Genomic DNA, 23,843 nt, shown 5'->3' with positions numbered 1-23,843 from the left:
GGAAGTCTCCGTCTCTGATGTCCGGCCGCTCTGGCCGTTCAGGCCGTCGGCGTCTCTGGTGGTCCTCCGCTGCAACCGCTGGGCCGGATTGCCTCACGGGGGCGTGATCGCGCCGAGCAGCGCGCGTGCGCACAGGTCCCGTACCTGGTCGCGCGGCATCCGGGGCTCCTCCTCCAGCCACTCGAGGCACACCGTCACCATGAAGGAGAGCCAGCCGCGCACGGCGATGCGGAGCGTGGGCAGGTCGGCGGCCATGCTGGCGGCCTCGGGGTCGGCGGCGAGCGCGTCGAGGATCTGCCGCTCCTGCGCTGCCAGACCCTCCCTGTAGACCCTGCGCACGACAGGGTCGCCCGCCGCCTCGGCCCGGTGGAAGGCGCGGAAGCCCTGCGCGTGGTTCTCCACGTATTCGAGAAAGGACTCCAGACCGGTGGTCAGCTGCTCCCGGACGGGCACGCCGGGAACCGCGGCCGTCAGCTGCAGCATCCGGCGGCTTTCCCGCTCCACGACGGCGGCGAAGAACTCGTTCTTGGTCGGGAAGTAGTGGTAGAGGAGCCCGCGCGAGACACCCGCGATCTCGGCGACCAGCTCGATCGACACGTCCTCGTGGGGGCTGGCGGCGAACAGCCGTGCTCCCACGGCCAGAAGCTCCTCGCGACGCTCCTCGGTGCTCAGCCGGCGGCGCGTACGCTCCCCGTGCTTCTCGCCCATGGCCCGTCACTTTACTTGACGCCCACACGAGGGCGTGCTCAGACTGGAAGCCCTATTGAACCGATGTACAACAAGCCGGACGGGCGTACAGCACGGGGAGTTGAGGCGGATGGCTCAGGCACAGGCGTCGGAGCGCGGTGCCAGGCGCAAGGGATTCCGCAGTGCCCGGCTCGACTGGCCCGAACTGCACCGCATTCCGCATCCGCCTCGCCGTGTGCCCCTGCTGGGTGACGTGCTCGGCGCCAGTGTGCAGTCTCCCGTGCAGGACTCGATGCGCATCGGGCGCGAACTCGGCCCGATCTTCCGGCGCAAGGCGTTCAACAGAGAGATCGTCTTTGTCTGGGGTGCGGATCTCGCGGCCGAACTCGCCGACGAGTCCCGCTTCGCCAAGCACGTCGGCCTCGGCGTGGCCAACCTCCGCCCCCTCGCCGGCGACGGCCTCTTCACCGCCTACAACCACGAGCCCAACTGGCAGCTCGCGCACGACATACTCGCGCCCGGATTCAGCCGTGCGGCCATGGAGGGCTACCACCCGCTGATGCTCGACGTCGCCCGGCAGCTCACCGCGCGCTGGGACGAGCTCAGCGGCGCGGGCGACGCCGTCGACGTGCCGGGCGACATGACCAAGCTGACCCTGGAGACCATCGCGCGCACGGGGTTCGGACACGACTTCGGCTCCTTCGAACGCTCCCGTCCGCACCCGTTCGTGGACGCCATGGTCGGGGCCCTCTCGTACGCGCAGCGCCGCAACGCCGCCCCTCCGCTCGTCGGCCCGCTGCTGCAGCGCGGCGCCGCGAAGCGCAACGTCGTCGACCGCGAATACCTCAACTCCACGGTCGACCAGGTCGTCGAGGCCCGCCGCGGCTCGGACGGCAGCGGCGCCCGCGGCGATCTGCTGGACCGCATGCTGGAGACCGCACACCCCGAGACGGGCGAGCGGCTGTCGCCGGAGAACATCCGCCGGCAGGTCGTCACCTTCCTCGTCGCTGGGCACGAAACCACCTCCGGGGCACTCTCGTTCGCCCTCCACTACCTCTCCCGCAACCCGGACGTGCTGGCACGGGCGCAGGCCGAGGTGGACGAGGTCTGGGACGGGACCGAGGAACCGGCATACGAGCAGGTGGCGAGGCTGCGGTACCTGCGCCGCGTGCTGGACGAGTCGCTGCGGCTGTGGCCGACAGCCCCCGCCTTCTCCCGCGAGGCGCTCCACGACACGACGCTCGGCGGCGTGCATCCGCTGCGCCATGGCGCGTGGGCCCTGGTGCTGATCATGCTGCTGCACCGCGATCCGGCGGCCTGGGGCGAGAACGCGGAGGTCTTCGACCCGGACCGCTTCGAGCCGAAGGCGGTGCGCGCACGGCCCGCGCATGTCTTCAAGCCGTTCGGCACGGGCGCCCGCGCCTGCATCGGGCGGCAGTTCGCGCTGCACGAGGCGACGCTGGTTCTCGGGCTGCTGATCCGCCGCTACGACTTCCGGTCGAATCCGGACTACCGGCTGCGGGTCGACGAGCGGCTCACTCTCATGCCGCGCGCGCTCAGGCTGCACCTCACGCGGCGCACACCGGCGCAGACCCCGGCAGCGGCCCCCGCCTGAGCCCGGACGGGCCCGGCTACGACTCGCGGCGTCAACTGCTCTGCACGGCGGGCGAGTCGAGAGGCAGGGGCGTGTCCCAGTCCAGGTGCCGCGCCAGTTCCTCGTCCGCGGCCGAGGCGGACGAGGAGGCGGAGTCGCCGGTGCGGCTCTTCCACTTCGCCCGGTAATCGTTGAGCCTTTTCTGCAGCCGTCCCGGGGCGGGGCGGCGGGCCGTCAGCCGGGCACTGTTGACGATGTTGCGTTCGACGCGCGGCCTGCGCAGCCTCTCGTAACCCTCCAGCGCGGTGCGCGTGTCAGGGGCGTCCCGCAGTGACTTCGCGAGCACCACCGCGTCCTCCAGCGCCATCGAAGCCCCCTGCCCCGTCGCGGGTGAGGCCGCATGCGCGGCGTCACCGATGAGGAGCATGCGGGGGGTGCGCCACCGGGTGACGGTCGACAGGTCATGGGCGTTGGTCACCATGAGCTTGCTGCCGGTCGCCGCGACGATGTCGGCGGCGGGTGTCACGTCGGGACTCAGCAGCGGCAGGAGGTGGTCGCGCCACTGTGCGGGCGTGGTCTCCGCGATCTCGGTGTCGCTCAGCTCCTTCGCCGACACCCGTGCGAACCAGAAGGTCTCCCCGCTCGGGGAGACCGTATAGCCCATGGCGGCGCCGCTGCCTCGCAGCATGTCGATGCGCCCGGGTTCGCTCGGCGGTGCCGCCTCGGTCGTGTATCCGTAGAAGACCCGCTGGCCCGCGTAGCGGGGCCCGGCGGCCTCGGGATCGGTGAACGGCCTCACGACGGAGCGGATTCCGTCGGCGCCGAGCAGCAGATCGCCGCGCGCGGTGCTGCCGTCGGCGAACTCGGCGGTGACACCGGCCTCGTCCTCGGTGGCCGTCACGAAGCGCTCGCCGTGCCGGACGGAGATCCCCCGCCGCACGGCCTCCTCCCGCAGTACGGCGCAGAGTTCGGCGCGGCGCAGGCACCTGAAGCGTGTGAGCGGATCGTCGGTCTCGCCCAGCGGAACGGTGGAGACCACGGACCCGGTGTCGCCGGTCAGGCGCATCGTGGTCAGTTCGAAGCCCGCGCTCGCCACCGCCCGCGCGGCGCCGAACTGCGCCAGCGCGAGCATCCCGTTGCTCGCGAGCGTGAGGAAAGCACCGATGTCCGCACCGCTGTCCGGGTGCGCCTCATGGACGGTGACCTCGAGGCCGGCCTTGTCCAGGGCCAGCGCCGCGGCGGTCCCGGCGATGCCGCCACCGATGATCAGGATCCGCATCTTCGAAGCCCTCATTCGCTGGTCGGTGCGCCGGCTGCCGCGGCCCGTCAACGAGTCGTCATCACGCACGGGACGCTCCGGCACCGCTGATGGCCGTGCCGACCGTACCGCCCGGGTGAACGGTACCCGCTGCCCGCCCTCCGCATCCGGGAAGCGGCAGCCGGTCACACCTCACTCGGGAAGGTCCACCAGATCGGTCACACACGCGAGGTACATCGCCAACGCCCGCTTCGGGTCCCGTACATCGGCACCGGACAGCCTGCTGATCTTCTCGAGCCGGTATATCAGGGTGTTGCGGTGCACGGGCAGTTGTTCTGCCGCTCGCACCAGGCTGAAGCCGCCTTCGGCCCAACCGATGAGCGTGGCGCGCAGCGTGGGCCAGTCCGGTTGATCGAGCAGCTCGCCGAGTACGGAGCGGGCGTAGCGGCTGCGGGAGCCGCCGACGGCGGACGCCACCAGCTGCGGTACACGCAGGTCCGTGATCGCGAAGATCCTTCGGCCGGGGGCGACGGACGGCCCCGTGTACATGGCCGTCGCCGCGTCACAGCAGGAGTTGTGCATGCCCGATGTGCCCGAACCGGGCTCGCCGAGGGCGAGTTGCATCTCCAGGCCGTGCCTCTCGTGCAGCAGGTCGAGCAGGTTCTCGCACCGTGCCAGCAGTGCCGACCGTTCGGCGGGGCCGGCGGTGAGCACGGTGAACCGTCCCGTGCCGGTCTCCCCAGCCACGTCCTGGCTGCCGCGGAAGACCTCCCGGATCGTGCGCAGTACGGGAAACCTCGGCACCGGGACAGCGGCTTCCTCCTGAAGTGCGGATTGCGCCGCCGAGTTCCCCGGCTTCTCCGCCGGGGGCCGGGTCTGGAGCAGGACCGCCGTTCTGGGCACCGCTGCGGACAGGCCGAGCCCGGCCGCGCGGGCGTCGACGGCCCGTGCGTCGACGGCTTCCGGATCGTAGAACACGATGTCCCGTACGAAGTCGTCGACGACGCGCTCGTGGAGCATCCGTGACCGCAGCAGCGCGGCTTCTTCCAGGAGGATCTCCGTCTGCCGCTGGACGACGAGCCCGAAGCGGTGCACCTCTTCCGGGTCCCCGGTGAGGCAGACGGTGCCGATGGCCTCCTCGCCGACGATGATCGGCAGGCTCATCCCCGGCTTCACGCCCTTCATGCGGCCCGCCTGGCGTGCGGCGTGCGTGGCAGGTCTGCGGCTGCGCAGCACCTCGAAGGACGCCTCGTGGACAGTGCCGACGCGTTCGCTGTCACCGCACCCGATCACGACGGCGTCCCGGTCGGTGATCAGCACGTTGAAGCCGGTGATCCTTCCGATGTCGCGGGCGATCTCCTGGGCCAGTTCCGTCGTGAGGACGGGAAAGCCGCCGAGCACGTCCATGGGCGGATCGTACAGAGAACCTTCCCGCGAGAGGACCCCTTACATACGATCCGAACGATGACCGGGCGGGCGCCCATGCCTAGCTTCGAGCCAGCCAAGGCAACGAGCCCCGTGGCACCGACAGCACGGCCGCTCGGCCACGTCCCTCTCCCCGGGAGCACTCCAATGAGCTCCACAACCTCGCTCGAGAAAACACGCCCCAACCGCACCCACTGGCTCATCACGCTCTACGCCGGCGGAGGCGAGTTCTGCGACGGTTACATCCTCAGCATCATCGGCGTCGCACTACCGCTCGTCACGCTCTCCTTCGACCTCAGCTCCTTCGACGCCGGGCTGATCGGCTCCGCGTCCTTGATCGGCATGTTCGCGGGCGGTCTGATCTTCGGCTACGTCACCGACAAGGTCGGCCGTCAGAAGGTCTATCTCGCCGACATCGCCGCGTTCATCCTGCTCTCGGCGGCCCAGTTCTTCGTCACGGAGCCGTGGCAGCTCACCACCCTGCGCTTCCTGATGGGCATAGCCATCGGCGCCGACTTCGCCATCGCCGGGACGATCGCCTCCGAGTTCGCACCACGCACGTCGCGCGGACCGCTCCTCGTCGTCATGGTCACCATGTGGTCGCTCGGCGCCGCCGCGGCCTACGTCGTCGGCTGGCTGATGCTCTCCTCGGGCAGCGAGATCTGGCGCTGGATGCTCGCGAGCAGCGCCGTCCCGGCGGCGCTCATCCTGCTCCTGCGCATCGGCACACCCGAGTCCCCGCGGTGGCTGCTGAGCAAGGGAAGGACCGACGAGGCACGTGCGGTTCTGAAGCAGATGGTGGGCCCTGACGCAGATCTGACCGACCTGGAGGGCGAGGCCGACTCGCGCACCCGCTACACCGACATCTTCCGCGGCGAGTATCTGCGGCGCACCGTCTTCGTCAGCCTCTTCTGGGCCTGTCAGCTGCTGCCGATCTACGCGATCACGACGTACGAGCCGACCATCCTCGCCTCGTTCGGGCTCGCCCAGGGGAAGAGTTCGTATCTCGGAGCCGTGGTCGTGCAGTTGTTCTTCGTCCTCGGCTCGCTCTCCGGGATCTTCGTCGTCAACAAGGGACGCCGGACCCTGCTGCTGTGGAGCTTCGCCCTCGCGAGCCTGCCGCTGCTGGCACTCGCCGCGTTCGCCGACCCGTCGCCGACGGCGGTCATCGTCCTGTTCGCCTTCTTCGGAGTGGCGTCGTTCTCCAGCCAGTGCCTTCAGGCCGTCTATCCCTCGGAGCTGTTCCCGACCGGTGTACGGGCGACCGCCAACGGCTTCGCCACCGGCGCCAGCCGCATCGGCGCGGCCATCGGCACCTGGGGAGCGCCCGTCGTGCTCGGCTACAGCACGCGCCTCGCCATGCTGATCGCCGCAGTCATCTGCCTGCTGGGCTGGCTCGCCTCGTACGTGCTGGCTCCGGAGACCAGCCATCTCACGCTCGCCGAGGCCAGCTCCGCCGACGGGGACCGCACCCGGTACCGCCGTCGCCGCGGACCGGACTCCGGGAACGGCAGCGGGAGTTCGGGCGCGGCTGTGAAGGAGCTTTCATGACGCGGGCCCTGCGTCCCGGGTCCGTGGCGATCGTCGGCGGCGGCCTGATCGGGCTGTGCTGCGCCCACTATCTGAGCGCGGCAGGCGTCCGGGTGACCGTGCTGGAGCGGGACCGGCTCGGCAGCGGGGCCTCACGCGGCAACGCGGGCGAGGTCTGCCCCGATCTCGTGGAGCCGCTCGCCTCGCCCGGCGTGGTCGCCGCCGCGCTCCGCGGACTGCACCGGCGGGACAGTCCACTCGCGGTGCATCCGGCGCCCAGCCTCCAGATCCTGTCGTTCCTGCTCCGGTTCGGCGTGCGTGCCACGTCGCGCAGGCACGCGAGGGGAGCCGCCGCGCTCAGGCGCCTGGCGGAGGGCAGCTTCGGGCTCTTCGAGGAACTCGAGGCCCTGGGTGTCGACGGCGGGGCCAACAAGGACGGCTATCTCTTCGCCTACCCGGGGCCGGAGCCCGCGCGGAAGGCACTTGCGGCGTTCCGCGCCATGGGGGCGCCGACGGACGGTGACGTGCTCACGGCCGAGGAGGTGGCCGAGACGGAGCCGGCGCTGACGGACGGGGCGCGTTCCGGCTTCCTCGTCCCGGGCCAATGGTCCCTGGATCCCTCACTGTTCGTGGACCGGCTCGTGGATCTGCTGCGCCGCCGCGGGGTCGAGCTGGTCGAGGGCGCACGCGTCACGGACGTCCGCGACACGGGTGCTCGCGGCGAAGTCCGCACGTCCGCGGGCGCATACACCGCCGACGCGGTGGTCGTTGCGGCAGGAATCCGCTCGCGTGATCTGTGCCGGGGAATCGGCGCCGACTTCGACCTCGTGGCAGGCAAGGGCTACAGCTTCTCCGTCGCCGCGGACCCGCTGCCCTCACGTCTGGTGCATCTGGGCTCGGCGAAGGTCGTACTCACACCCATGGGCAAGCGGGTACGCGTGGCCGGGACCATGGAGTTCGACCGCGACACGGACCGCTTCCGGCCGCGCCGCCTCGACGCGATCGTGACCGCCGCGCGCCCGTATCTGCGGCACGCCGACTGGGAGGACCGTACGGAGGAGTGGGTCGGCGCGCGGCCCATGACGCCCGACGGGCTGCCTCTCATCGGACAACTCCCGGGCCGTCCACGGGTGTTGCTCGCCACTGGGCACAACATGCTGGGACTGATGCTCGGTCCGGCGACGGGCCGTCTGGTCAGCGGCCTGCTCACGGGGGACGCGGACCCGGCAACGGCGGCGCCCTTCGCGCCGTCCCGTCGCGTACGCGCGCGGGCCCGCAGGTGACGAGCCGCCCGACGACGCAAGAACGGTGGGCCCGCCGCGCTGCCGTGGAGGGAAGTGAACCCGCACGGGCCGCAGCCTTCGGATCCTCGTTCACCGGGAGGACCGCCACGGAAGGCTTGTCGATCTGTGCCAAATTCGCTGCCTGGAGTCATACCCTCCGCGGCTCTGGATACGGTGAGAGAGAGCGTGAGGACATGCCAACCGCAGTCCAGGCGGGGTACCACCTCATCAGAGACGACTAGCTGAATTGCGGAAAGCGGCCCTCGCACCCCTGGGCGTCGTGCGGGGCCGACCGCAGTGGCCGCCGCTACTGACCATTCGTCGGCCTGTCCGTGGGCGTCCGCTCTTGATGCCACGCCTTGACCGATGGGGGGTTGGACGGATGGAACCCGAGCGGCTGTCCGACATCGAGCTGGTCGAACTCGCATGTGTCGGCGGGGAGTCGGCGTATGGGGCCCTGATCGAACTGGCAGGCCGCCATTTCGGTGCTGTCCGCACGTTTGCCGCGTTGTGCGTGAGAGACGAAGCGGCAGCCGATCAGCTGGCGGAGCGCGCCTGGCAGCTGACCCTGTGGCAGCACAGCCCAGGCGGGCCCGGTGCACTGCGCCCCCACGCGCTGGCGTCGGTGCTGCGGGCGGCGGCCGAGTTCGCAGGCACAGCTCAACACGCCGCAATCGACGTTGACTTGGCCGCGTGGCTGGGTATTCCCATGAGCCATCCGGACCAGGGCTCCTGGGTGCGTGACGTCACATCGCTCCACGGTGGATCGACGATCACGGGGGCGTTCAGCACTCTCCCGGCCAATCTGCAGACGGTGTTGTGGCATCACTTGGTGGAGTACGCCGACGGCAGCTCGATCGGACGGCTCGTCGGCTCGGATTCCCCTGATTCCCAGGAGATTTCGTCACTGCTCAGGCGCGCGTACAGGGACTTCTACTACGCCTATGAGCAACTTCACCATGACGGCCTGACGGACGACTGCCGCCGTTTCCACCGGATGGTCATGGCCTATGCCGACCACAGGGGCGGCAACACGGCGGATGTGGTCCCACACCTTCAGCAGTGTCACTACTGCTCCCGCGCGGTCGCCGACCTTCAGCGCATGTACACGAACCTCGGCGGGCTCCTGGTGGAAGCGGTGCTGCCCTGGGGAGGAGCTGCCTATGCCGCTTCCCGGCAGGCGGAACGCACCTCCCCGACCGTCGCCGTCGCCGCGGAAGGCGGCATGGCTCCTGTCTGGGAGGCTGCCGCAGCGGAGGCTTCCGCGCCTGCCGATGACCACCGGGGTGCGCTCGGCAGGGCCACCTGGGATGTGCTGGGGAGGACGGGGCTCGCCGAGCGGAAGAACGGCGGATTCAGGGTCCGTGCCGGACGGCTCGGGCTGGCCATCGGGGTCCTGGGCGCTTGTTCCCTGGTGGCGGCGTCCGTCTACGTGCCGGGACTCGGCCCGTCGCTGCCCGTGAGCAGTGGTGCGCCACCGGCCAAGAAGGTTCCGACCGATCCGGGGCAGTCTCAGTCCGGTGCACCCGGTCCTTCGGCATCGGCCACCGACTCCCCGTCACCGACCGGACCGGCGGACAGATCCCCCCGGCAGCCTCCCGGCAACGGCGAAGGGCGCAACTCTGGCCCAGCGGTGAAAGGCGCGGCCTTGGAGTGGCTCTTCGACGACGTCGAAGACCGCGTGACCAAGGACGGTACGGACAATGACCGCGACGGGACGCTCGTCGGCGATTTGCCACCGGAACCGGTCAAGGACGGCGGGTTGGCGTTCTCCGGGCAGCAGTCCGTCAGTTCAAAGGGCCCGGTGTTCGATACCGACCGCAGCTTCTCGGTATCGGCCCGGGTGAAGCTCCGGAGCCTGGACGGCTACCAGACCGTCGCCAGCCAGGACGGAGCCGAAGTCAGCTCCTTCCAGCTCCAGTTCGACCCGGTGGAGGACCGCTTCGAGATGCGGATGCACCGGGAGGACACGCAGACCTCGCGAGCGGACGAGGCGGAATCCGATGCCGCCCCGCGTGCCGGCCGTTGGACCTCTCTCGCCGGTGTCTATGACGCGACTGAAGGCGTGATCCGCCTGTACGTCGACGGGAAGCTCCAGGACTCCGTCGACAGGGAGGGCGACCGGAGCGCGGAGGGGGACTTCGCCGTCGGCCGGGCCCGGCTGGGCGACCAGTTCATCCGCGGCTTCGACGGGACCATCAAGGACGTACGGGCGTTCCCCAAGGCACTCACGAGTGCGGAGGCAAAGAGGCTCGCACCCGGGAAGTGAGAGACCGGAGCCGGAGCGGCGCCGGAGGAACAAGTTGAGCCGAGGGCCGGTCACCGGGCCCCCGGAAGCCGGGTTGAGGGGCGGCCCGTCGGGCCGCCCGCGTCGACCCCGCCACACGATGAGGACCCCGCCCTTCGCCCCGACCTCCTTTGAGGTCCGGCGGTGAAGAGGTCGGCGCACCGCGGGTTGTCGGCCGAGGAACGGGCAAGGCCGTGCGGTCATGCCCCGGGTGGACGACGGGCTGCCGCCCCCGGACTGCTTCGCAGGCCGCAGCGAAACAGTTCCGGGAGCGGCGCCCTTCGCGGGCCGGATTGCGCTTGGACGACATCGCGCTCCCCCGCAGAACGACATCGCACCCCCCAAGCTCGGCCCTGCCCCGGCAGGTTGAGGGGCTGAACTCCGGGCACCCGGTGTTCAGCATCACGTTGACACTATGTCGTTGTGGGCTTCAAGCCGCAAGCATCGTTCTGATAATTTCAAACAAGTCGCAAGGAAAACGCTTGTGCTGACGCTCACACAGCTGCTTAGTGCGGTCTGTCCGGATCGGCGGCCCGGTATGTCTGTTCGTCTGGAAGCGCTCACATGTGTCTCGTTGCCGGCCGCACCACAGGTACGTGCTCCGACCGCGCACGTACCGGATCCACCTGCGTAAGGAGTTCGGACCATGAACCCTGCTGCTGCAACCGGCCCCGCCGGCAGCCTCCGCAACGGGATGCCCGCACGTGAACTGGGAACCGAAGGCTGGCACAAGCCCTGGAGCGGGCAGAACGGCGGCGCCTGCGTGGAGGCGAAGAAGCTCCCGGACGGCCGGGTGGCGCTTCGCCAGTCGACCGATCCCGAGGGGCCCGTCCTGCTCTACACCCCTGAGGAGATCACCGCCTTCATCGAGGGAGCCAAGGCCGGAGCGGCCGACTTCCTCACCGCATGACTGGACGCGTTGAGCGGCGCCCCTCAGGGATGAGACCGGAGGCTCACACAGAGGTGGTAGCCGGGCTGCGGGAGGAGAAGTTCCCGCAGCCCGGTGCCTTGCGCTGGAGCGCACTCGAATTCGTAGCGTGCACTCCATGAGCACACCCACACCTCAGCAGCGAATCGGCACCGGCTTCGGAGCCGGTACCACCGCGTCCGAAGCCCTGCGCGGCATCGACCTGTCCGGGAAGCTCGCCGTCGTCACCGGCGGCTACTCGGGTCTCGGCCTGGAGACGACGCGCGCTCTCGCCGCGGCGGGCGCCCATGTCGTCGTGCCTGCGCGGCGGCGCGAGGCGGCCCGGGATGCGCTCGAAGGCGTCTCCGGCACCGAGATCGGCACGCTGGACCTCGCCGATCTCGACAGCGTGCGGTCGTTCGCCGAGGGCTTCCTGGCCACCGGCCGCGGCATCGACATCCTGATCAACAGCGCGGCTGTGATGGCCTGTCCGGAGACCCGCGTGGGCCCGGGCCGGGAGGCACAGTTCGCGACCAACCACCTCGGCCACTACGCACTGGTGAACCGGCTCTGGCCCGCCCTCACTCGGGACGGTGGCGCGCGGGTGGTCTCCGTCTCCTCCAGGGGGCACCACCGCTCCGCGATCCGCTGGGACGACGTCCACTTCGAGCACGGCTACGACAAGTGGCAGGCGTACGGGCAGGCGAAGACGGCGAACGCCCTGTTCGCGGTCGAACTCGACAGGCTGGGCCGAGATTCGGGCGTCCGCGCCTTCTCGCTGCACCCCGGCGGCATCCTCACGCCGCTCCAACGGCACCTGCCCACCGAGGAGATGGTGGCCAACGGGTGGATCGACGAGGACGGCAACCCGCTGCTGACGTCGTTCAAGAGCCCCGAGCAGGGCGCGGCAACGCAGGTGTGGGCAGCCACGTCCGCCCAGCTGGAGGGGATGGGCGGCGTCTACTGCGAGGACTGCGACATCGCCCCGTACGCCCCATCCGACCAGACGTCGGTCACGGCCCCGGGGTCGGCCTCGGGCGTCCGGGAATACGCGACGGACCCCAAGGAGGCGTCCCGGCTGTGGGCGCTCTCGGCCGAACTGACCGGTCTCGACGCGTTCGCGGGGAACGGCGGGGCCGCCTGAGCGGCGGGGCGGCGGCTGTCGGGGCCCCGGGGGCAGCCGCCCGTCCGCAACCCGGGAAGGTGGTGCCGGGGTCAGCCCGTCCCTGGAGCCACCTGGACCGTGCACAGCGGGTCCTCCCGGAACTGCGCCAGCTGCTCCTGGCTCGCGCCCGCGTCGGTGATGAGGGTCCAGGGCCGCTCGAAGACCGACCACCAGTGCGAATCGGCACGTCCCAACTTCCCCGCGTCGGCCAGGACATGGACGTCACGGGAGCGGTCGATCATCAGCTGCTTCAGCGCGCTCTGCTCCGGCGACGCCTCGCAGATGCCGCGCCCGGCGACGACTCCGTCCGCTCCGAGGAAGACGGCGTCCGCGGTGAGCCTGGAGACGGCGGCCTCGGCCAGCGGTCCGACCATGCCGAGGCTCAACTGCCGTACGTTGCCGCCCAGTACGACCAGATCGATGCCCGGCACACCGGCGAGGATGTTGATCGAGGTCAGCCCGGGCGTCGCCACGGTGAGCCCGCCGCGGGCGGCCAGCCGCTCCGCGAGCGCACCCACCGTCGTACCGGCGTCCAGCAACACCATGCCGCAGCCCGCCACATGGGCCTCGGCCGCACGTGCGATGGCGGCCTTCTGCGAAACCGCCAGCGTCTCGCGCTCGTGGAGGGTCTGCTCCTCGCCGGGGCCGTGGGAGAGGGCGCCGCCGTAGGTGCGTACGACCTGGCCCGACTCCGACAGCCGCGTCAGATCACGCCTGATGGTCGACTCCGATACGCCGTAGCGCTCGGCGAGTTCGGCCACCGCGATGGGTCGCACGCGCAGCAGGTCGCGGATCTCGCCGCGTCTGTCCGAGCCGTTCATGCGGCGGCGTCCGCGCGCTGCGGCGCCAGCTCGACGGCCTGGCGCAGCGCTTCGAGCATCGACGCCTCGTCGGCCGTGCCCGTGCCCGCGATGTCGAAGGCGGTGCCGTGGTCGACGCTGGTGCGGATCACCGGAAGCCCCACGGTGACGTTGACCCCGGCGTCCAGACCCAGCACCTTGACCGGCCCATGCCCCTGGTCGTGGTACATGGCCACCACCAGGTCGAAGTCGCCGCGTACCGCGCGGAAGAAGACGGTGTCGGCGGGCAGCGGCCCTTGGGCGTCGATTCCGTCCCGGCGAAGGACCTCGACCGCGGGGACCACCTTGGCCTCCTCCTCGCCGTGCCCGAAGAGCCCGTTCTCACCGGCGTGCGGATTGATGCCGCACACGGCGATGCGCGGCTCCGCCACGCCCGAAGCCAGCAGCGTGGCATGGCCTCGCCGGACGGTGCGCTCGACCAGCCCGGGTTCGATCTTCGCCACGGCGTCGACGAGGCCGATGTGCGTGGTGACGTGGATGACGCGGAGGGACGGCGCGGACAGCAGCATCGACACCTCGTCCGTACCGGTGAGGTGAGCCAGCAGCTCCGTGTGGCCCGGGTAGCGGTGCCCGGCGGCGTGCAGCGCCTCCTTGTTGAGCGGTGCGGTGCAGATCGCGTCGACACGGTGCTCGGTGGCCAGTCGCGTGGCCGTCTCGATGTATCTGTAGGCGGCCTCGCCCGCCACCGGCGACAGCTCCCCGAAGGGCAGGTCCTCCGGGATGTTCGCCAGGTCGATGCAGTCGACGACACCCGGCACCCAGGAGGCCTCCTCCGGGGAGGAGACCGTCTCGATCTCGACTTCCGCACCTGTCAGCCGGGCCGCTCGGCGCAGCCGTGCGGCGTCGCCCACCACAAGCGGCCGGAACGCGGTGGCCGCGGCGCCGCCCGGCGCGCCGGCACCGGAGGCACCGGAGGCACCGGCGAGTGCCTTGACGACGACCTCGGGACCGACGCCCGCGGCGTCGCCCATCGTGATCGCGATGACAGGTGGGGTGGTCATGGTGACAGCCTTCCGCAGATGAGGAGTTGACGCGAAACCGACCGGGGTCAGGGCGGGCCCCCTGACGTGACGGCGCCCTCCGTGCGCAGGGAGCGCGCGATGCGCAGCAGCGTCCCGTCGTCCCCGAACGAACCGGCCTTCGTGATCACCCGCGGCCCTCCGGCCCCGCTCATCCGCAGCACTCCGGGCTCCGGCTCCCCCAGGACGTCCAGGGTGTCCACGCCGGCGTCGCGCAGCACAGCACGCGCGGTCTCACCGCCGGTGGCGACGAGCGTGCCCGCCGCTGCGAGTCCCGCGCCCGCCACCGACGCGAGGGCCGCGGCGATCTCGCCCGCACGGTGCGGTTGCACCGGGGCGTCCGGGTCGGGGAAGACGGCCACGTCTCTGCCGTCCCGGAGCGCCGTGCTCACGTGGCGGGCAGCCGTTTCGACCGCACGTGCGTCCGGCAGGACGGGCACGGCCAGGGCAGCCGTGCCGTCGAGCAGCGCCCGGCGCTGGGCGTGCGCGGTGTCGCTGCGGCTGCCGATGCAGAAGAGGGCGGGTGCCGGGTCCCGGTTCGGTTCCGCCTCGTCCGCCGTCACCGAGGCTGCCGTCGCAGGGAGCGGCAGATGGTGTGCCAGTCCGCCGGAACCGGCCAGCAGCACGCGAAGTCCGTCGCAGGCGTGCACAGTTCGGGCGAGGTCGTCGTCGGTCAGGGCGTCGACGACGACGGCGTCCACGTTTCCTGCCATCGCCCGCAGCGAGGTCCGGGGACAGTCTCCCCGCAGCTCACGCAGCGAGAGTCGGGCCACATCGAGACCCGCGGAACGCAACTGGGCGGTCACCGGCCGCCGTTGGGGATGACGGTTGTCCAACGCCTCGCCGTCGATGTGGACCTGACCGTTGAGGACGGTACGGCCCGTGGCGGGGAAGGCGGGTGCGAGCACCGCGAGGAAGCGCCCCGGCTGCGACCCCGGCCCCCGGTCCCCGCGTGCGGCGAGAACGGACAGGATCGCGGCGGTCTCCGGGCCGATGTTTCCGCGCAGCGTGGAGTCGATCTTCTTGTACACGAGGGTGTGCGCCGCCGCTCTCCGAGCGACGGCGGCGCACGCGGCCGCGGCGTCGGACGGGGGCAGATAGCGGCTGTCCGTGTCGACGGCGACGGCCTCCGCGTGCGGCCAGTCCGCCTCCGCGCGCAGCGCCACTGCCGTGGAGGCATGCGGCGCGAGCGCGGCGGCGCTGTCGGCGGCACCTGACAGATCATCGGCGACGATCATGACGGCGGGCGCGGTGCTCATCGGGACTCCGTGGCCGCTTCCTCCGGACTCCCCGGGCTCGCGGCTCCGGCCCCTGCACCCTTGTCCGTACTGGCCCCTGTCCCGGTGTCCGGCTCCCGGTCCGGGCCGGGCTCGCTGCCGGCGACTGCATCGGCATCCTCGTCCCTCTGCCGCTTCGGGGCGTCCTGCCCCTCCGTCACTCCGCGGCGTTCCAGCCTGCGTTGGTAGGCGAGGGTGATGACGGGCACCAGGATCGAGGTCACGACGACCGACGCGGCGACCAGGATCGTCGCCTTGTCGGCGGCCTCCTTGTACGCCGGGTTCGCGGCGGCCACGACTGCGGGGACGGCCGTCGCGTTGCCGGCGGTGGTGGCCGCCGCCAGGCCGGCCAGCCCGCTTCCGCCCACCAGGCGGTCGGTGAAGAACAGGGTCACGCCGCTGAGGACCAGCACGAACAGGCCGAGGCCGATCCCGAGCAGTCCCGCGGTCCACACCGCGGCCAGGTCGATGCCCGAACCGAGCGCGAAGCCGAAGAACGGGATGCACACGGGCACGGCCGCGCCGAGGAACGTGCGCATCTGCGGGTCGAGATTGCCGATGACCATGCCGATGATGAGCGGCAGGATCGCCCCGAGCATCGTCTGCCAGGGAAAGGCCGACAGACCCGCGACGCCCAGCGTCAGCATGGTGAGGAACGGCCCGGACTCGAGGCTCATCAGGGAGTAGGCCGCGGCATCGCGTCCCCGTCCGAACTGGCTCATCAGCGCCATGTAGAGGCCGCCGTTGGTGTCGTTCAGTGCGGCCACGACGGCGAGGGTCGAGAGCCCGGCGAACACACCGCCGTCGACTGGCGCCTCGTCCAGGAATCGCCCCATCACCATTCCCACGATCACGGCGACGCCCGCCTTGGTGACGAGCAGGGCGCCGCCCTTCTTCAGGATGTACGGCGTCGTCCTGAGCTCGATCGTCGCGCCCATGCAGACGTAGAAGACGGCGAGGATCGTCAGCGCGCCGGAGAACAGCGCTCCTGTGAACGAGCCGAAGAACTCGCCGGTCCCCCCATGAGCGGTGTTGATCACCGCGCCCACCAGGAGCGGCACCAGCATCATGCCGCCGGGAACTCGTTCGAGGCTCGCCTTGATCGGTATCGACATGTGCGGTCCGCCCTCCGTCCACCACGTTCCGGACCGGCCTGACCGGCCCGGCATCCCGCGGAAGGTACAGCGCATGCGTGTTTCATGCAAGATGCGCAAACCGCGCACCGAGGGTCCGGCAGCCGGCACGGTGGCAGGCCTCCCGGCGCCGTGGCCGGAGGGACGAGCGGCGGCCAACAGCGGTCGCGGGAGACACAGATGGCGCAGTGAGGGCGGACGCGCTTCGGCTGACGCACCGTCCACTCCCGGACACGGACCGGCCGTCCCGGCGCTGCCCCATGAAGTGGGGAGCGAGCGCGGACCGAACCGCTTGGCTTGCAAGGGATCTGCCGAGGCGTCAGCTGACGGCCCGGCAACCAGTCGTCTTCAGTGGGCGAACCACAGGAGGCGGGGCCCGGTTCGCTCTGCTACAGGTGATTCGTGGCCCGCGTTTCTTTCAGAACTCCGAGAAAGTCGCAACGCGTTGCCCCCATGGGGTTGTCGCGTTCATGGCGCAATGCCTTTACTGGCGAAGCGCGGAATCCGATTTCAGCCCGTGCGGGGAGGAGCGTTCTGCCTTCCCGCACGGGTCGCTTCCACGCATCGGTGACCGAACTCCGAGCGCGGGAGTCCCCCCTTCCTTCCCACTCCCGAAGGAGACCGAGATGGCAGCACAGCCAGGCTTCGACCGACGTGCCCTGCTGCGCGGCGGGGTGGCGGCCACGGCCGTCGGCGCGATCGGCCTGACCACCACCGGGACCGCGCACGCCGCAGCATCGCCACGCGCCAAGAAGAAGGCCCGCGCCAAGGCCGCAGCCGAACCGCGCATCTACAGCACCGAGGAGTGGGGCGCGCGACCCGCCTCCAGCGAGATCGTCGTCCAGGACCACAAGCCGACCTTCATCGTCGTCCACCACACCGCCGAGCCCGGCAACAGCGAGGACTACTCGCTGGAGCACGCGAAGAAGATCTGCAGGGACATCCAGAACCACCACATGGACGGCAACGGCTGGGCCGACACCGGCCAGCAGTTCACCAACTCCCGCGGGGGATTCCGCCTGGAGGGCCGTCACAAGAGCCTGTCCGTCGTCCGCGGCGGCACGCAGCACGTGCAGGGCGCCAACGTCGGCGGTCACAACAGCGAGGTCATCGGGATCGAGAACGAGGGTCTTTACACGGACGTGGACGTACCCGCGGCTCTGTGGGACTCCCTGGTGCAGCTCGTCGCGTGGATCGCGTCCCAGTACGGCACGGACCTGAAGAACATCCAGGGCCACCGGGACTTCAACTCGACCGAGTGCCCCGGCGACGTCCTCTATGGCCGCCTCCAGGAACTGCGCGACGCGGTCGGCAGCGTGCTCGGCGTCTCCCGCCCCTCCTCCGACGACGTGCTTGCCTGGCCGCTCCTGAAGCCCGGAGCCGCCGGCAGTGACGTACGGGCCGCGCAGCATCTTCTGCGGAGCAAGGGGTTCAAGGTGCCCGCCGACGGCGTCTTCGGCAAGGACACCAAGCGTGCCGTGGCCGAACTGGCCGACCGGAACGGCGTCAAGCGCCACACGTGCTCGGCCACATACCACTGCGAGACCGACGAGACCGGCTACCTCGGCTCCGACATCTGGCCGCTGATCACCCCGCCGTCCCGCTCGGCGGGTGGACGCGAGGCAGACGACGCCGTCACCACGCTCATGCGCAGCAGCAGGCGCCGCATCGAGCTCCCGTCCGACGGGAAGCTCACAGAGTCCGACTGGAAAAGGCTGCTGTCCTGACGCAGGGGCCCTGACGCGAGGGATGCGGCCGGGTCGCGCTCCCCGGCCGCATCCCTCGCGCTTCTTCGTCCACCGGCGCCGCGCCGCAGGTGGTCTGCGATGCTGGCCCGGTGCCGCACGCAGCGCGGGAACCTCAGCCCGTCACGCCCGAGCCGCCAGGCTCCACGTCGCGGCCGCTGCTCACGCAGTCCTGGCTCGACCTGGCCTTCGTGCACTGGGCGGCGGACCCCTCGGACGTGGCGCCGCTGTTGCCGCCGGGCACCGTCCCCGACGTGCTGCACGGCAGGACCTATGTCGGCCTCGTCGCCTTCCGCATGCACCGCGTGGGCTGGTTCCGGCTGCCGGGCATCCCGTATCTGGGCAGCTTCCCCGAGACGAACGTCCGCCTGTACTCGGTGGACGGACACGGGCGGCGCGGCGTGGTCTTCCGCTCCCTCGACGCCTCGCGTCTGATATCCGTGACGGTCGCGCTGACCGCGTTCCGCATGCCCTACCGGTGGGCGCGGATGTCGGTGCGGCAGCGGGGCAGGAACATCACCTACACCAGCAGGCGCCGCTGGCCCGGGCCGCGGGGCGCGCGCTGCCGGATGACCATAAGGACCGGTGAGCCGGTCGAGGAGCCCACGGAGCTCGAGCACTTTCTGACGGCCCGCTGGGGCATGCACCACACCTTCTTCGACAGGGCCGTGTACCTGCCCAACGACCATCCCCGCTGGACGCTGCACCGCGCCGAACTGATCGAGTGCGACGAGGACTTGGTCACGACGGCCGGTCTGCCGGCGCCCGTCGGCGACCCGTTGAGCGTGCTGTATTCACCGGGCGTGCCCGTGCGGTTCTCGCGCCCGGCGCGGCCGGCAGGCGTGCCCACGCCCTGAGCCCCCGGCTCCCAGCTCCCGGCAGTCGGCCGTCGGCCGTCGGCCGTCGTTCGCGCGTGTGTCAGAGTCGTCCGCGCCGCAGCCGCACCCTGTAGGAGTACTGCTCCGGCAGGAAGTGACTCACCGCCAGCTCGACGCGCTCGCCGGTGGTCGTTGCGTACAGCCGGTCGATCCGCAGTACGGGATGGTGCGGCTCGCAGCGCAGCTCCGCCGCCACCGGTTCCGGCGCGGCCGCCACCGTGATGCTCTGTTCGGCGTCCGTGATGGGCGCGGGCAGCCGCTCGTCCAGCAGCCCGATGACAGTCACGGTGCTGACGCTTCCCTCGTCGGTGAGTTCGGGCACGGACTGCACCACGCGGGCGACATCGGGCGGCAGCCATACGGCGGTGTGGCAGAACGGAACGTCCTCATGGAGCCGCAGGAAGCCCACGGTGTGCACCACGTCGCTCTCCAGGCCCAGCCTGCCCGCTGCGTCCACGTCGACCTGACGGCGCAGCGGCGCCGACAGCCGCATGGTCGTGTCGACGGACAGGCTCATCAGGTCGTCCACCGAACCGAACTGGCGCAGATAGCGGCCGCCGCGTGGCGCCGCGAACGTGCCGCGACCGGGCACGCGATGCACCAGCCCCTCGGCGACGAGGTCCTGGAAGGCACGGCGGACCGTCTGCCGGCTGACCCGGTACGTGCGCGCCAGCTCCGCCTCCGTGGGCAGCCGCGTGCCCTCCGGGTAGCTGCGTGAGAGGAGCCCGGCGCGCAGATCGTCGGCGAGACCGCGGTAAGCGCTGCGGGCGCGGCCCGGCACGCCCGGTACCGCGGAGGCAGCAGCGCCCGCAGCTCTGCCGGAACCCGTTCCGGCGCCGGTGCCGCTGCCCGTCACGCGAGGGTCACCTCCGCGGTGGCATGTACGTCTTCGCGGCAACTGGCCACCCACAGACGCACGTTGTCACCGCCGTCACCCTGGGAGTACGGCCCTCCGTCTTCGCCGCACGTCAGCAGCCGTTCGCCGCAGAAGACCGGCTTGCGGAGCCTGTACGACAGGGTGCGCACCGTACGGTCCGGGGCCTCGCGCCTGACGAGCTCCAGCATCGACAGCACCAGCAGCGGCCCGTGCACGACCAGCCCGGGATACCCCTCGGTGCCCGTGGTGTAGGGGGCGTCGTAGTGGATGCGGTGGGCGTTGGCGGTGAGGGCGCTGAAGCGGAAGAGCAGGGTCGGGTCGGTGCCCCACGGCGACTGCCAGGGCGCGGCTGCATCGGGCGTCGTCTCCGTGTCCGGGACGAGGCCATCGGGGACGGGGGCTCCCCCGCCGCTCCGGTAGACGAGGTCCTGTTCCTCCGTCAGGCACAGCGCTCCGTCCTGCCGGTACTCACCGCGTACGGTCACGAACAGCAGCGCGCCGCTGCGTCCCTCCTTGACCTCAACACCGATGACGGAGCTGGTCAGTTCGGCGGGCCGGCCCAGCGTGAGCGGTGTGCCCACCTCGAGACGTCCGCCGGCGAACATCCGCCGCCGTTGCGGCAGCGGCGGCAGGAAGTGCCCGTCGCGCGGGTGCCCGTCCGCGCCGAGTCGGTGCTGGGGCGGCCAGCGCAGGAAGTGCAGCCACTGCCACAGAGGGGGAAGCGGCTGCCCGGCCCCGGCGGCGGGCGCAGGCAGACCGAGCACCGCCGACAGCGCGGCCGACGGCCCCGGATCGAGGGTGTCGGTGCTGTGTTCAGGGCCGGGGCGCCACGCATCGGCGACCTCCCTGAGGACGTCGGCGCCGCCGCGGCCCTCGGATCCGCCGGAGCCCTCGGTGCCGGACTCGGACACGGGTATCCCCTCGCTCTCACGCTCCCGCCCGAGGGCGCGCCTTCGCGACGGCCCCGGTACGTACAAAGCAGGGAAATTCTGCGGAGTGGGCTGCCCGATGGTCAAGGCCGGGAGAGGTTCCCGCAGTTCACAGCGGCATTGACATCACGAGCGAATTGGCCGTACAAATCGAGCGGTACCTCGGACTCGGCGAGGTCCGGCGGAGCACGCGGAGATGAACGGAGAGCGTCCATGACCGACGTCCGGCCGCTGGAGGGCATCACCGTCGTCAGCCTCGAACAGGCCGTGGCAGCGCCGTTCGCCACCCGCCAGCTCGCCGACCTCGGCGCGCGCGTCATCAAGATCGAGCGCCCCGGCGGCGGTGACTTCGCCCGGCGCTACGACACGACGGTGCACGGGCACTCCAGCTATTTCGTCTGGCTCAACCGCTCCAAGGAGTCCCTGAGCCTGGATGTGAAGGACGAGCGCGGGCGTGCCGTGCTGGGTCAACTCCTCGGCCGGGCAGACGTGTTCGTCAGCAATCTCGCACCGGGGGCCGCAGAGAGGCTGGGCCTCTCCCCCGCGGAGGTCACCGCCGCACACCCGCGTCTGATCCCCTGCACCATCTCCGGGTACGGCACGAGCGGCCCGTGGTCGGACCGGAAGGCGTACGACCTTCTCGTGCAGTGCCAGACCGGTCTCGTCTCGCTCACCGGCACCGATGACGAGTCGGCGAGGGCCGGGGTGTCCGTCGCGGACATCGCGGCGGGCATGTACGCCTACAGCGGGGTCCTGACGGCCCTGTTCACGCGCGCGACCACCGGCGTGGCCCGCCCCGTCGAGGTGTCCCTGTTCGAAGCGCTCGCCGAGTGGATGGGCCAGCCCGCCTACTACACCGCCCACGCGGGGACGCAGCCGCCGCGTCTGGGCACGCAGCACCCCACCATCGCCCCGTACGGCGCCTACACCGCGGCCGACGGCAAGGAGGTGCTCTTCTCCATCCAGAACGAGCGCGAATGGGCCGCCCTGTGCGCGGAGTTCCTCGAGGACCCGTCCCTGACGGACGATCCGCGCTTCGCCACGTCCTCCGCCCGCGTGCAGCACAGGGAGGAACTCAACACCGTCGTCGCCGAACGCTTCGCCCGCTCCGGAGCCGAGGACATCATCGGCACCCTCGACCGGATCGGCGTCGCCTGCGCCGGGGTCAACTCGGTCGCCGAGTTCCTCGCACACCCCGTTCTCAGCTGCCGCGACCGCTGGCGCGACGTGGGCATCCCCGGCGCCTCGGTGCGTGCCCTTCTGCCGCCGGTCGACATCGCCGGTACGAGCGCCCGCATGGACCCCGTCCCGGCGCCCGGTGAGCACACCGCGGACGTCCTCGGCGAACTGGGCCACTCCGCCGACGCCGTCGCGGCGCTGCGGGCCGACGGCGTCATCTGACGCCCTCGGGCCGTATCAACTTCCCCGCACGGGCGACGACATGGCGGACGACGCCACCTCCTGCGCCTCGCTTGCGTCCGCGTGGCCGGAGCGGATGATCTCATCCTCCAGCGGACCCTCTTCGCGCCTGCCCGAGGAACGCACGTAGTAGATGCCGCCGGCGAGAAGCAGGCCGAAGATCCAGGCGAACGGCGCCACGCCGGAGAACACGGGGACGAGCGCCAGCACGGCGGAGACGATCGCGGAGGGCACGAACGCGATGAGCGCCTCCGGGTTGAACCCGCGCCGGAAGTGGTAGGCACCGCTCTTCTCCACGGTGAACAGGTCATCCACATCGATCTTCCCGCGCCGGATCAGGTAGTAGTCGACGAGCAGGATCGCCACCATCGGCCCGAGGAAGGCCCCGAGTCCGCCGAGGAAGTACTGGATGATCACGGGCGTCGAGTACAGCTTCCACGGTAGGACGGCGATCGCCAGCAGCGCCGTGACCATGCCGCCGCGCTTGAAGTCCAGGTACTTCGGCAGGAGGTTGGCGAAGTCGTAAGCGGGCGAGACGAAGTTGGCGACGACGTTGATGCCGATGGTCGCGATCATGAAGGAGACGGCGCCGATCACCGTCACCCACGGATTGTCGATGCGGTGGATGACTTCCACCGGGTCGGAGATCGCCTCGCCGAAGACCGAGATGGTGCCCACGGTCATCAGCACGGCGGCCACCGCGAACGCGGTGAAGTTGACCGGCAGGCCCCACATGTTGCCGCTCCTGTAGGCGCGGTGGTCCGGCGTGAAGCGGGCGAAGTCCGCATAGTTGAGTACCAGCGTCAGGAACGTGGTGACGGTCAGCGAGACCGCGATGGCGCTCTCGTGGAACTGCTCCGACGCGCTCAGGCCCGTCACCGACTTCGTCAGCGAGATGTCACCGCCGGCCTTCACCAGCAGCCACGCCGCGAGAGCCAGCATCACGATCCACACGACGGGCCCGGTCGCGATGTCCTGGACCTTGCGGATGAACTCCATGCCGCGGGTGAGCAGCACGGCCTGCGCGCCCCACATCACCAGGAACGAGATCCAGCCCAGCCTCGTCTGCCCGAGGAAGCCGCCGGTGTCGAGGCTTTCCAGGCCGGGCGATACCTGGATGGCGAGCAGCACCAGCGCCTTCGAGGCGAGCCAGGTCTGGATGCCGTACCAGGCGACGGCCATCATCGCCCGCAGCAGCGCGGGGATGTTGGCGCCGTAGACCCCCCAACTCGCCCGCGCCAGCACGGGGAACGGGACGCCCGTGCGGTGCCCCGCGTGACCCATGCTGTTCATCAGCCACTGGAGGATGCACACGCCCACCAGCAGCGAGAGGAAGACCTGCCAGGGCGGCAGGCCGAGCACGAACAGGCTTGCAGCGAAGGCGTAGTTGCTGATCGCGTGCGTGTCGGACATCCACAGGGCGAAGATGGAGTACGCGCCCCACTTGCGTTCCGCGGCGGGTGCGAGGTCCGCGTTGTACAGGCGGGGATCCGGCGTGGGGGGAGTCGTCACGTGCAGGCCTTCCGTCGAACTGGCACTCCGGTGGGCGGAAAGAGAGTTCCGGCCACCG

Annotated in this window: 19 protein-coding genes; 9 read left to right on the top strand and 10 right to left on the bottom strand. The window is 70.7% G+C overall.

What is annotated here, in order from left to right; genetic code table 11:
• Positions 1-93 precede the first annotated feature (93 nt).
• Positions 94-708, bottom strand: a complete 615-nt coding sequence (locus I004_RS0116960; RefSeq protein ID WP_028436476.1) for a TetR/AcrR family transcriptional regulator — start codon at positions 706-708, stop codon at positions 94-96.
• Between the two features lie 109 nt (positions 709-817).
• Here I004_RS0116960 and I004_RS34435 point away from each other — a divergent pair, with 109 nt between their 5' ends.
• Positions 818-2,302: a cytochrome P450 gene (locus I004_RS34435; protein ID WP_037976550.1), complete on the top strand. Its 1,485-nt coding sequence runs from the start codon at positions 818-820 to the stop codon at positions 2,300-2,302.
• 31 nt (positions 2,303-2,333) lie between these two features.
• Here the strand turns inward: I004_RS34435 and I004_RS0116950 are convergent, their stop codons facing one another.
• Together I004_RS0116950 and I004_RS0116945 are read right to left on the bottom strand one after the other, a co-directional pair.
• Positions 2,334-3,560 (bottom strand): FAD-dependent oxidoreductase, encoded by a 1,227-nt coding sequence (locus tag I004_RS0116950; RefSeq protein WP_028436475.1) that lies wholly within the window; start codon positions 3,558-3,560, stop codon positions 2,334-2,336.
• A gap of 171 nt (positions 3,561-3,731) precedes the next feature.
• On the bottom strand, positions 3,732-4,946 hold the full coding sequence (locus I004_RS0116945; RefSeq protein ID WP_028436474.1) for a sugar diacid recognition domain-containing protein: 1,215 nt from the start codon (positions 4,944-4,946) through the stop codon (positions 3,732-3,734).
• A gap of 165 nt (positions 4,947-5,111) precedes the next feature.
• Here I004_RS0116945 and I004_RS0116940 point away from each other — a divergent pair, with 165 nt between their 5' ends.
• From I004_RS0116940 to I004_RS0116920, 5 genes are all read left to right on the top strand, one after another.
• Positions 5,112-6,515: an MFS transporter gene (locus I004_RS0116940; RefSeq protein ID WP_028436473.1), complete on the top strand. Its 1,404-nt coding sequence runs from the start codon at positions 5,112-5,114 to the stop codon at positions 6,513-6,515.
• A complete protein-coding gene (locus I004_RS0116935; RefSeq protein WP_028436472.1) occupies positions 6,512-7,777 on the top strand; it encodes an FAD-dependent oxidoreductase in 1,266 nt (421 codons plus the stop codon). Before I004_RS0116940 ends, I004_RS0116935 begins: the two co-directional genes overlap by 4 nt.
• Positions 7,778-8,159: 382 nt before the next feature.
• Positions 8,160-10,046 (top strand): LamG-like jellyroll fold domain-containing protein, encoded by a 1,887-nt coding sequence (locus I004_RS0116930; RefSeq protein WP_028436471.1) that lies wholly within the window; start codon positions 8,160-8,162, stop codon positions 10,044-10,046.
• Between the two features lie 664 nt (positions 10,047-10,710).
• Entirely contained in the window at positions 10,711-10,974 is a 264-nt protein-coding gene (locus tag I004_RS0116925) for a DUF397 domain-containing protein (protein ID WP_028436470.1), read from the top strand.
• 136 nt (positions 10,975-11,110) lie between these two features.
• Entirely contained in the window at positions 11,111-12,115 is a 1,005-nt protein-coding gene (locus I004_RS0116920; protein WP_028436469.1) for an SDR family NAD(P)-dependent oxidoreductase, read from the top strand.
• A gap of 71 nt (positions 12,116-12,186) precedes the next feature.
• On the opposite strand, the gene I004_RS0116915 is transcribed toward I004_RS0116920, so the two are convergent.
• Genes I004_RS0116915 through I004_RS34430 form a run of 4 tightly spaced genes read right to left on the bottom strand, consistent with a single transcriptional unit; the run spans position 12,187 to position 16,407 of the window.
• Positions 12,187-12,957, bottom strand: coding sequence for a DeoR/GlpR family DNA-binding transcription regulator (locus I004_RS0116915; RefSeq protein WP_028436468.1), 771 nt, complete (start codon positions 12,955-12,957; stop codon positions 12,187-12,189).
• Positions 12,954-13,997, bottom strand: coding sequence for a 4-hydroxythreonine-4-phosphate dehydrogenase PdxA (gene pdxA / locus I004_RS0116910; protein ID WP_028436467.1), 1,044 nt, complete (start codon positions 13,995-13,997; stop codon positions 12,954-12,956). Before pdxA ends, I004_RS0116915 begins: the two co-directional genes overlap by 4 nt.
• A 47-nt stretch (positions 13,998-14,044) precedes the next feature.
• Positions 14,045-15,274 carry a four-carbon acid sugar kinase family protein gene (locus I004_RS0116905; protein ID WP_028436466.1) on the bottom strand — a complete coding sequence of 410 codons (1,230 nt, stop codon included), beginning with the start codon at positions 15,272-15,274 and terminating at the stop codon, positions 14,045-14,047.
• Positions 15,271-16,407, bottom strand: coding sequence for a 2-keto-3-deoxygluconate permease (locus tag I004_RS34430; protein ID WP_078511323.1), 1,137 nt, complete (start codon positions 16,405-16,407; stop codon positions 15,271-15,273). Before I004_RS34430 ends, I004_RS0116905 begins: the two co-directional genes overlap by 4 nt.
• A 644-nt stretch (positions 16,408-17,051) precedes the next feature.
• Here I004_RS34430 and I004_RS0116895 point away from each other — a divergent pair.
• Together I004_RS0116895 and I004_RS0116890 are read left to right on the top strand one after the other, a co-directional pair.
• A complete protein-coding gene (locus I004_RS0116895) occupies positions 17,052-18,152 on the top strand; it encodes a peptidoglycan recognition protein family protein (RefSeq protein ID WP_028436465.1) in 1,101 nt (366 codons plus the stop codon).
• Positions 18,153-18,262: 110 nt separating this feature from the next.
• Positions 18,263-19,027 carry a YqjF family protein gene (locus tag I004_RS0116890; RefSeq protein WP_028436464.1) on the top strand — a complete coding sequence of 255 codons (765 nt, stop codon included), beginning with the start codon at positions 18,263-18,265 and terminating at the stop codon, positions 19,025-19,027.
• A 61-nt stretch (positions 19,028-19,088) separates the two neighbouring features.
• On the opposite strand, the gene I004_RS0116885 is transcribed toward I004_RS0116890, so the two are convergent.
• Positions 19,089-19,904 carry a GntR family transcriptional regulator gene (locus I004_RS0116885; RefSeq protein WP_199779408.1) on the bottom strand — a complete coding sequence of 272 codons (816 nt, stop codon included), beginning with the start codon at positions 19,902-19,904 and terminating at the stop codon, positions 19,089-19,091.
• Positions 19,901-20,836: an HTD2 family dehydratase gene (locus tag I004_RS34425; protein WP_051345107.1), complete on the bottom strand. Its 936-nt coding sequence runs from the start codon at positions 20,834-20,836 to the stop codon at positions 19,901-19,903. The genes I004_RS0116885 and I004_RS34425 overlap by 4 nt, the downstream gene beginning before the upstream one ends.
• A gap of 231 nt (positions 20,837-21,067) precedes the next feature.
• Here I004_RS34425 and I004_RS0116875 point away from each other — a divergent pair, with 231 nt between their 5' ends.
• The gene (locus I004_RS0116875; protein ID WP_028436462.1) at positions 21,068-22,255 is read left to right on the top strand and encodes a CaiB/BaiF CoA transferase family protein; all 1,188 of its coding nucleotides are present in this window, start codon (positions 21,068-21,070) and stop codon (positions 22,253-22,255) included.
• A gap of 15 nt (positions 22,256-22,270) precedes the next feature.
• On the opposite strand, the gene I004_RS34420 is transcribed toward I004_RS0116875, so the two are convergent.
• Positions 22,271-23,785 (bottom strand): NCS1 family nucleobase:cation symporter-1, encoded by a 1,515-nt coding sequence (locus tag I004_RS34420; protein ID WP_051345106.1) that lies wholly within the window; start codon positions 23,783-23,785, stop codon positions 22,271-22,273.
• Between the last annotated feature and the right edge of the window lie 58 nt (positions 23,786-23,843).

The sequence above is a fragment of the Streptomyces sp. TAA486 genome, from assembly GCF_000426165.1.
Note: the sequence above shows the minus strand (reverse complement) of the source record. Positions and strands in the feature narration are given on the sequence as shown.

Excerpts from the sequence above, each read along its gene's own strand:
- I004_RS0116950 (WP_028436475.1), bottom strand. The coding sequence starts at position 3,560 with ATGCGGATCCTGATCATCGGTGGCGGCATCGCCGGGACCGCCGCGGCG.
- I004_RS0116930 (WP_028436471.1), top strand. The coding sequence starts at position 8,160 with ATGGAACCCGAGCGGCTGTCCGACATCGAGCTGGTCGAACTCGCATGT.
- I004_RS0116915 (WP_028436468.1), bottom strand. The coding sequence starts at position 12,957 with ATGAACGGCTCGGACAGACGCGGCGAGATCCGCGACCTGCTGCGCGTG.
- I004_RS0116925 (WP_028436470.1), top strand. The coding sequence starts at position 10,711 with ATGAACCCTGCTGCTGCAACCGGCCCCGCCGGCAGCCTCCGCAACGGG.
- I004_RS34430 (WP_078511323.1), bottom strand. The coding sequence starts at position 16,407 with ATGTCGATACCGATCAAGGCGAGCCTCGAACGAGTTCCCGGCGGCATG.
- I004_RS0116920 (WP_028436469.1), top strand. The coding sequence starts at position 11,111 with ATGAGCACACCCACACCTCAGCAGCGAATCGGCACCGGCTTCGGAGCC.
- I004_RS0116940 (WP_028436473.1), top strand. The coding sequence starts at position 5,112 with ATGAGCTCCACAACCTCGCTCGAGAAAACACGCCCCAACCGCACCCAC.
- I004_RS34435 (WP_037976550.1), top strand. The coding sequence starts at position 818 with ATGGCTCAGGCACAGGCGTCGGAGCGCGGTGCCAGGCGCAAGGGATTC.
- I004_RS0116935 (WP_028436472.1), top strand. The coding sequence starts at position 6,512 with ATGACGCGGGCCCTGCGTCCCGGGTCCGTGGCGATCGTCGGCGGCGGC.
- I004_RS0116875 (WP_028436462.1), top strand. The coding sequence starts at position 21,068 with ATGACCGACGTCCGGCCGCTGGAGGGCATCACCGTCGTCAGCCTCGAA.
- I004_RS0116905 (WP_028436466.1), bottom strand. The coding sequence starts at position 15,274 with ATGAGCACCGCGCCCGCCGTCATGATCGTCGCCGATGATCTGTCAGGT.
- I004_RS0116960 (WP_028436476.1), bottom strand. The coding sequence starts at position 708 with ATGGGCGAGAAGCACGGGGAGCGTACGCGCCGCCGGCTGAGCACCGAG.
- I004_RS0116945 (WP_028436474.1), bottom strand. The coding sequence starts at position 4,946 with ATGGACGTGCTCGGCGGCTTTCCCGTCCTCACGACGGAACTGGCCCAG.
- I004_RS0116895 (WP_028436465.1), top strand. The coding sequence starts at position 17,052 with ATGGCAGCACAGCCAGGCTTCGACCGACGTGCCCTGCTGCGCGGCGGG.
- pdxA (WP_028436467.1), bottom strand. The coding sequence starts at position 13,997 with ATGACCACCCCACCTGTCATCGCGATCACGATGGGCGACGCCGCGGGC.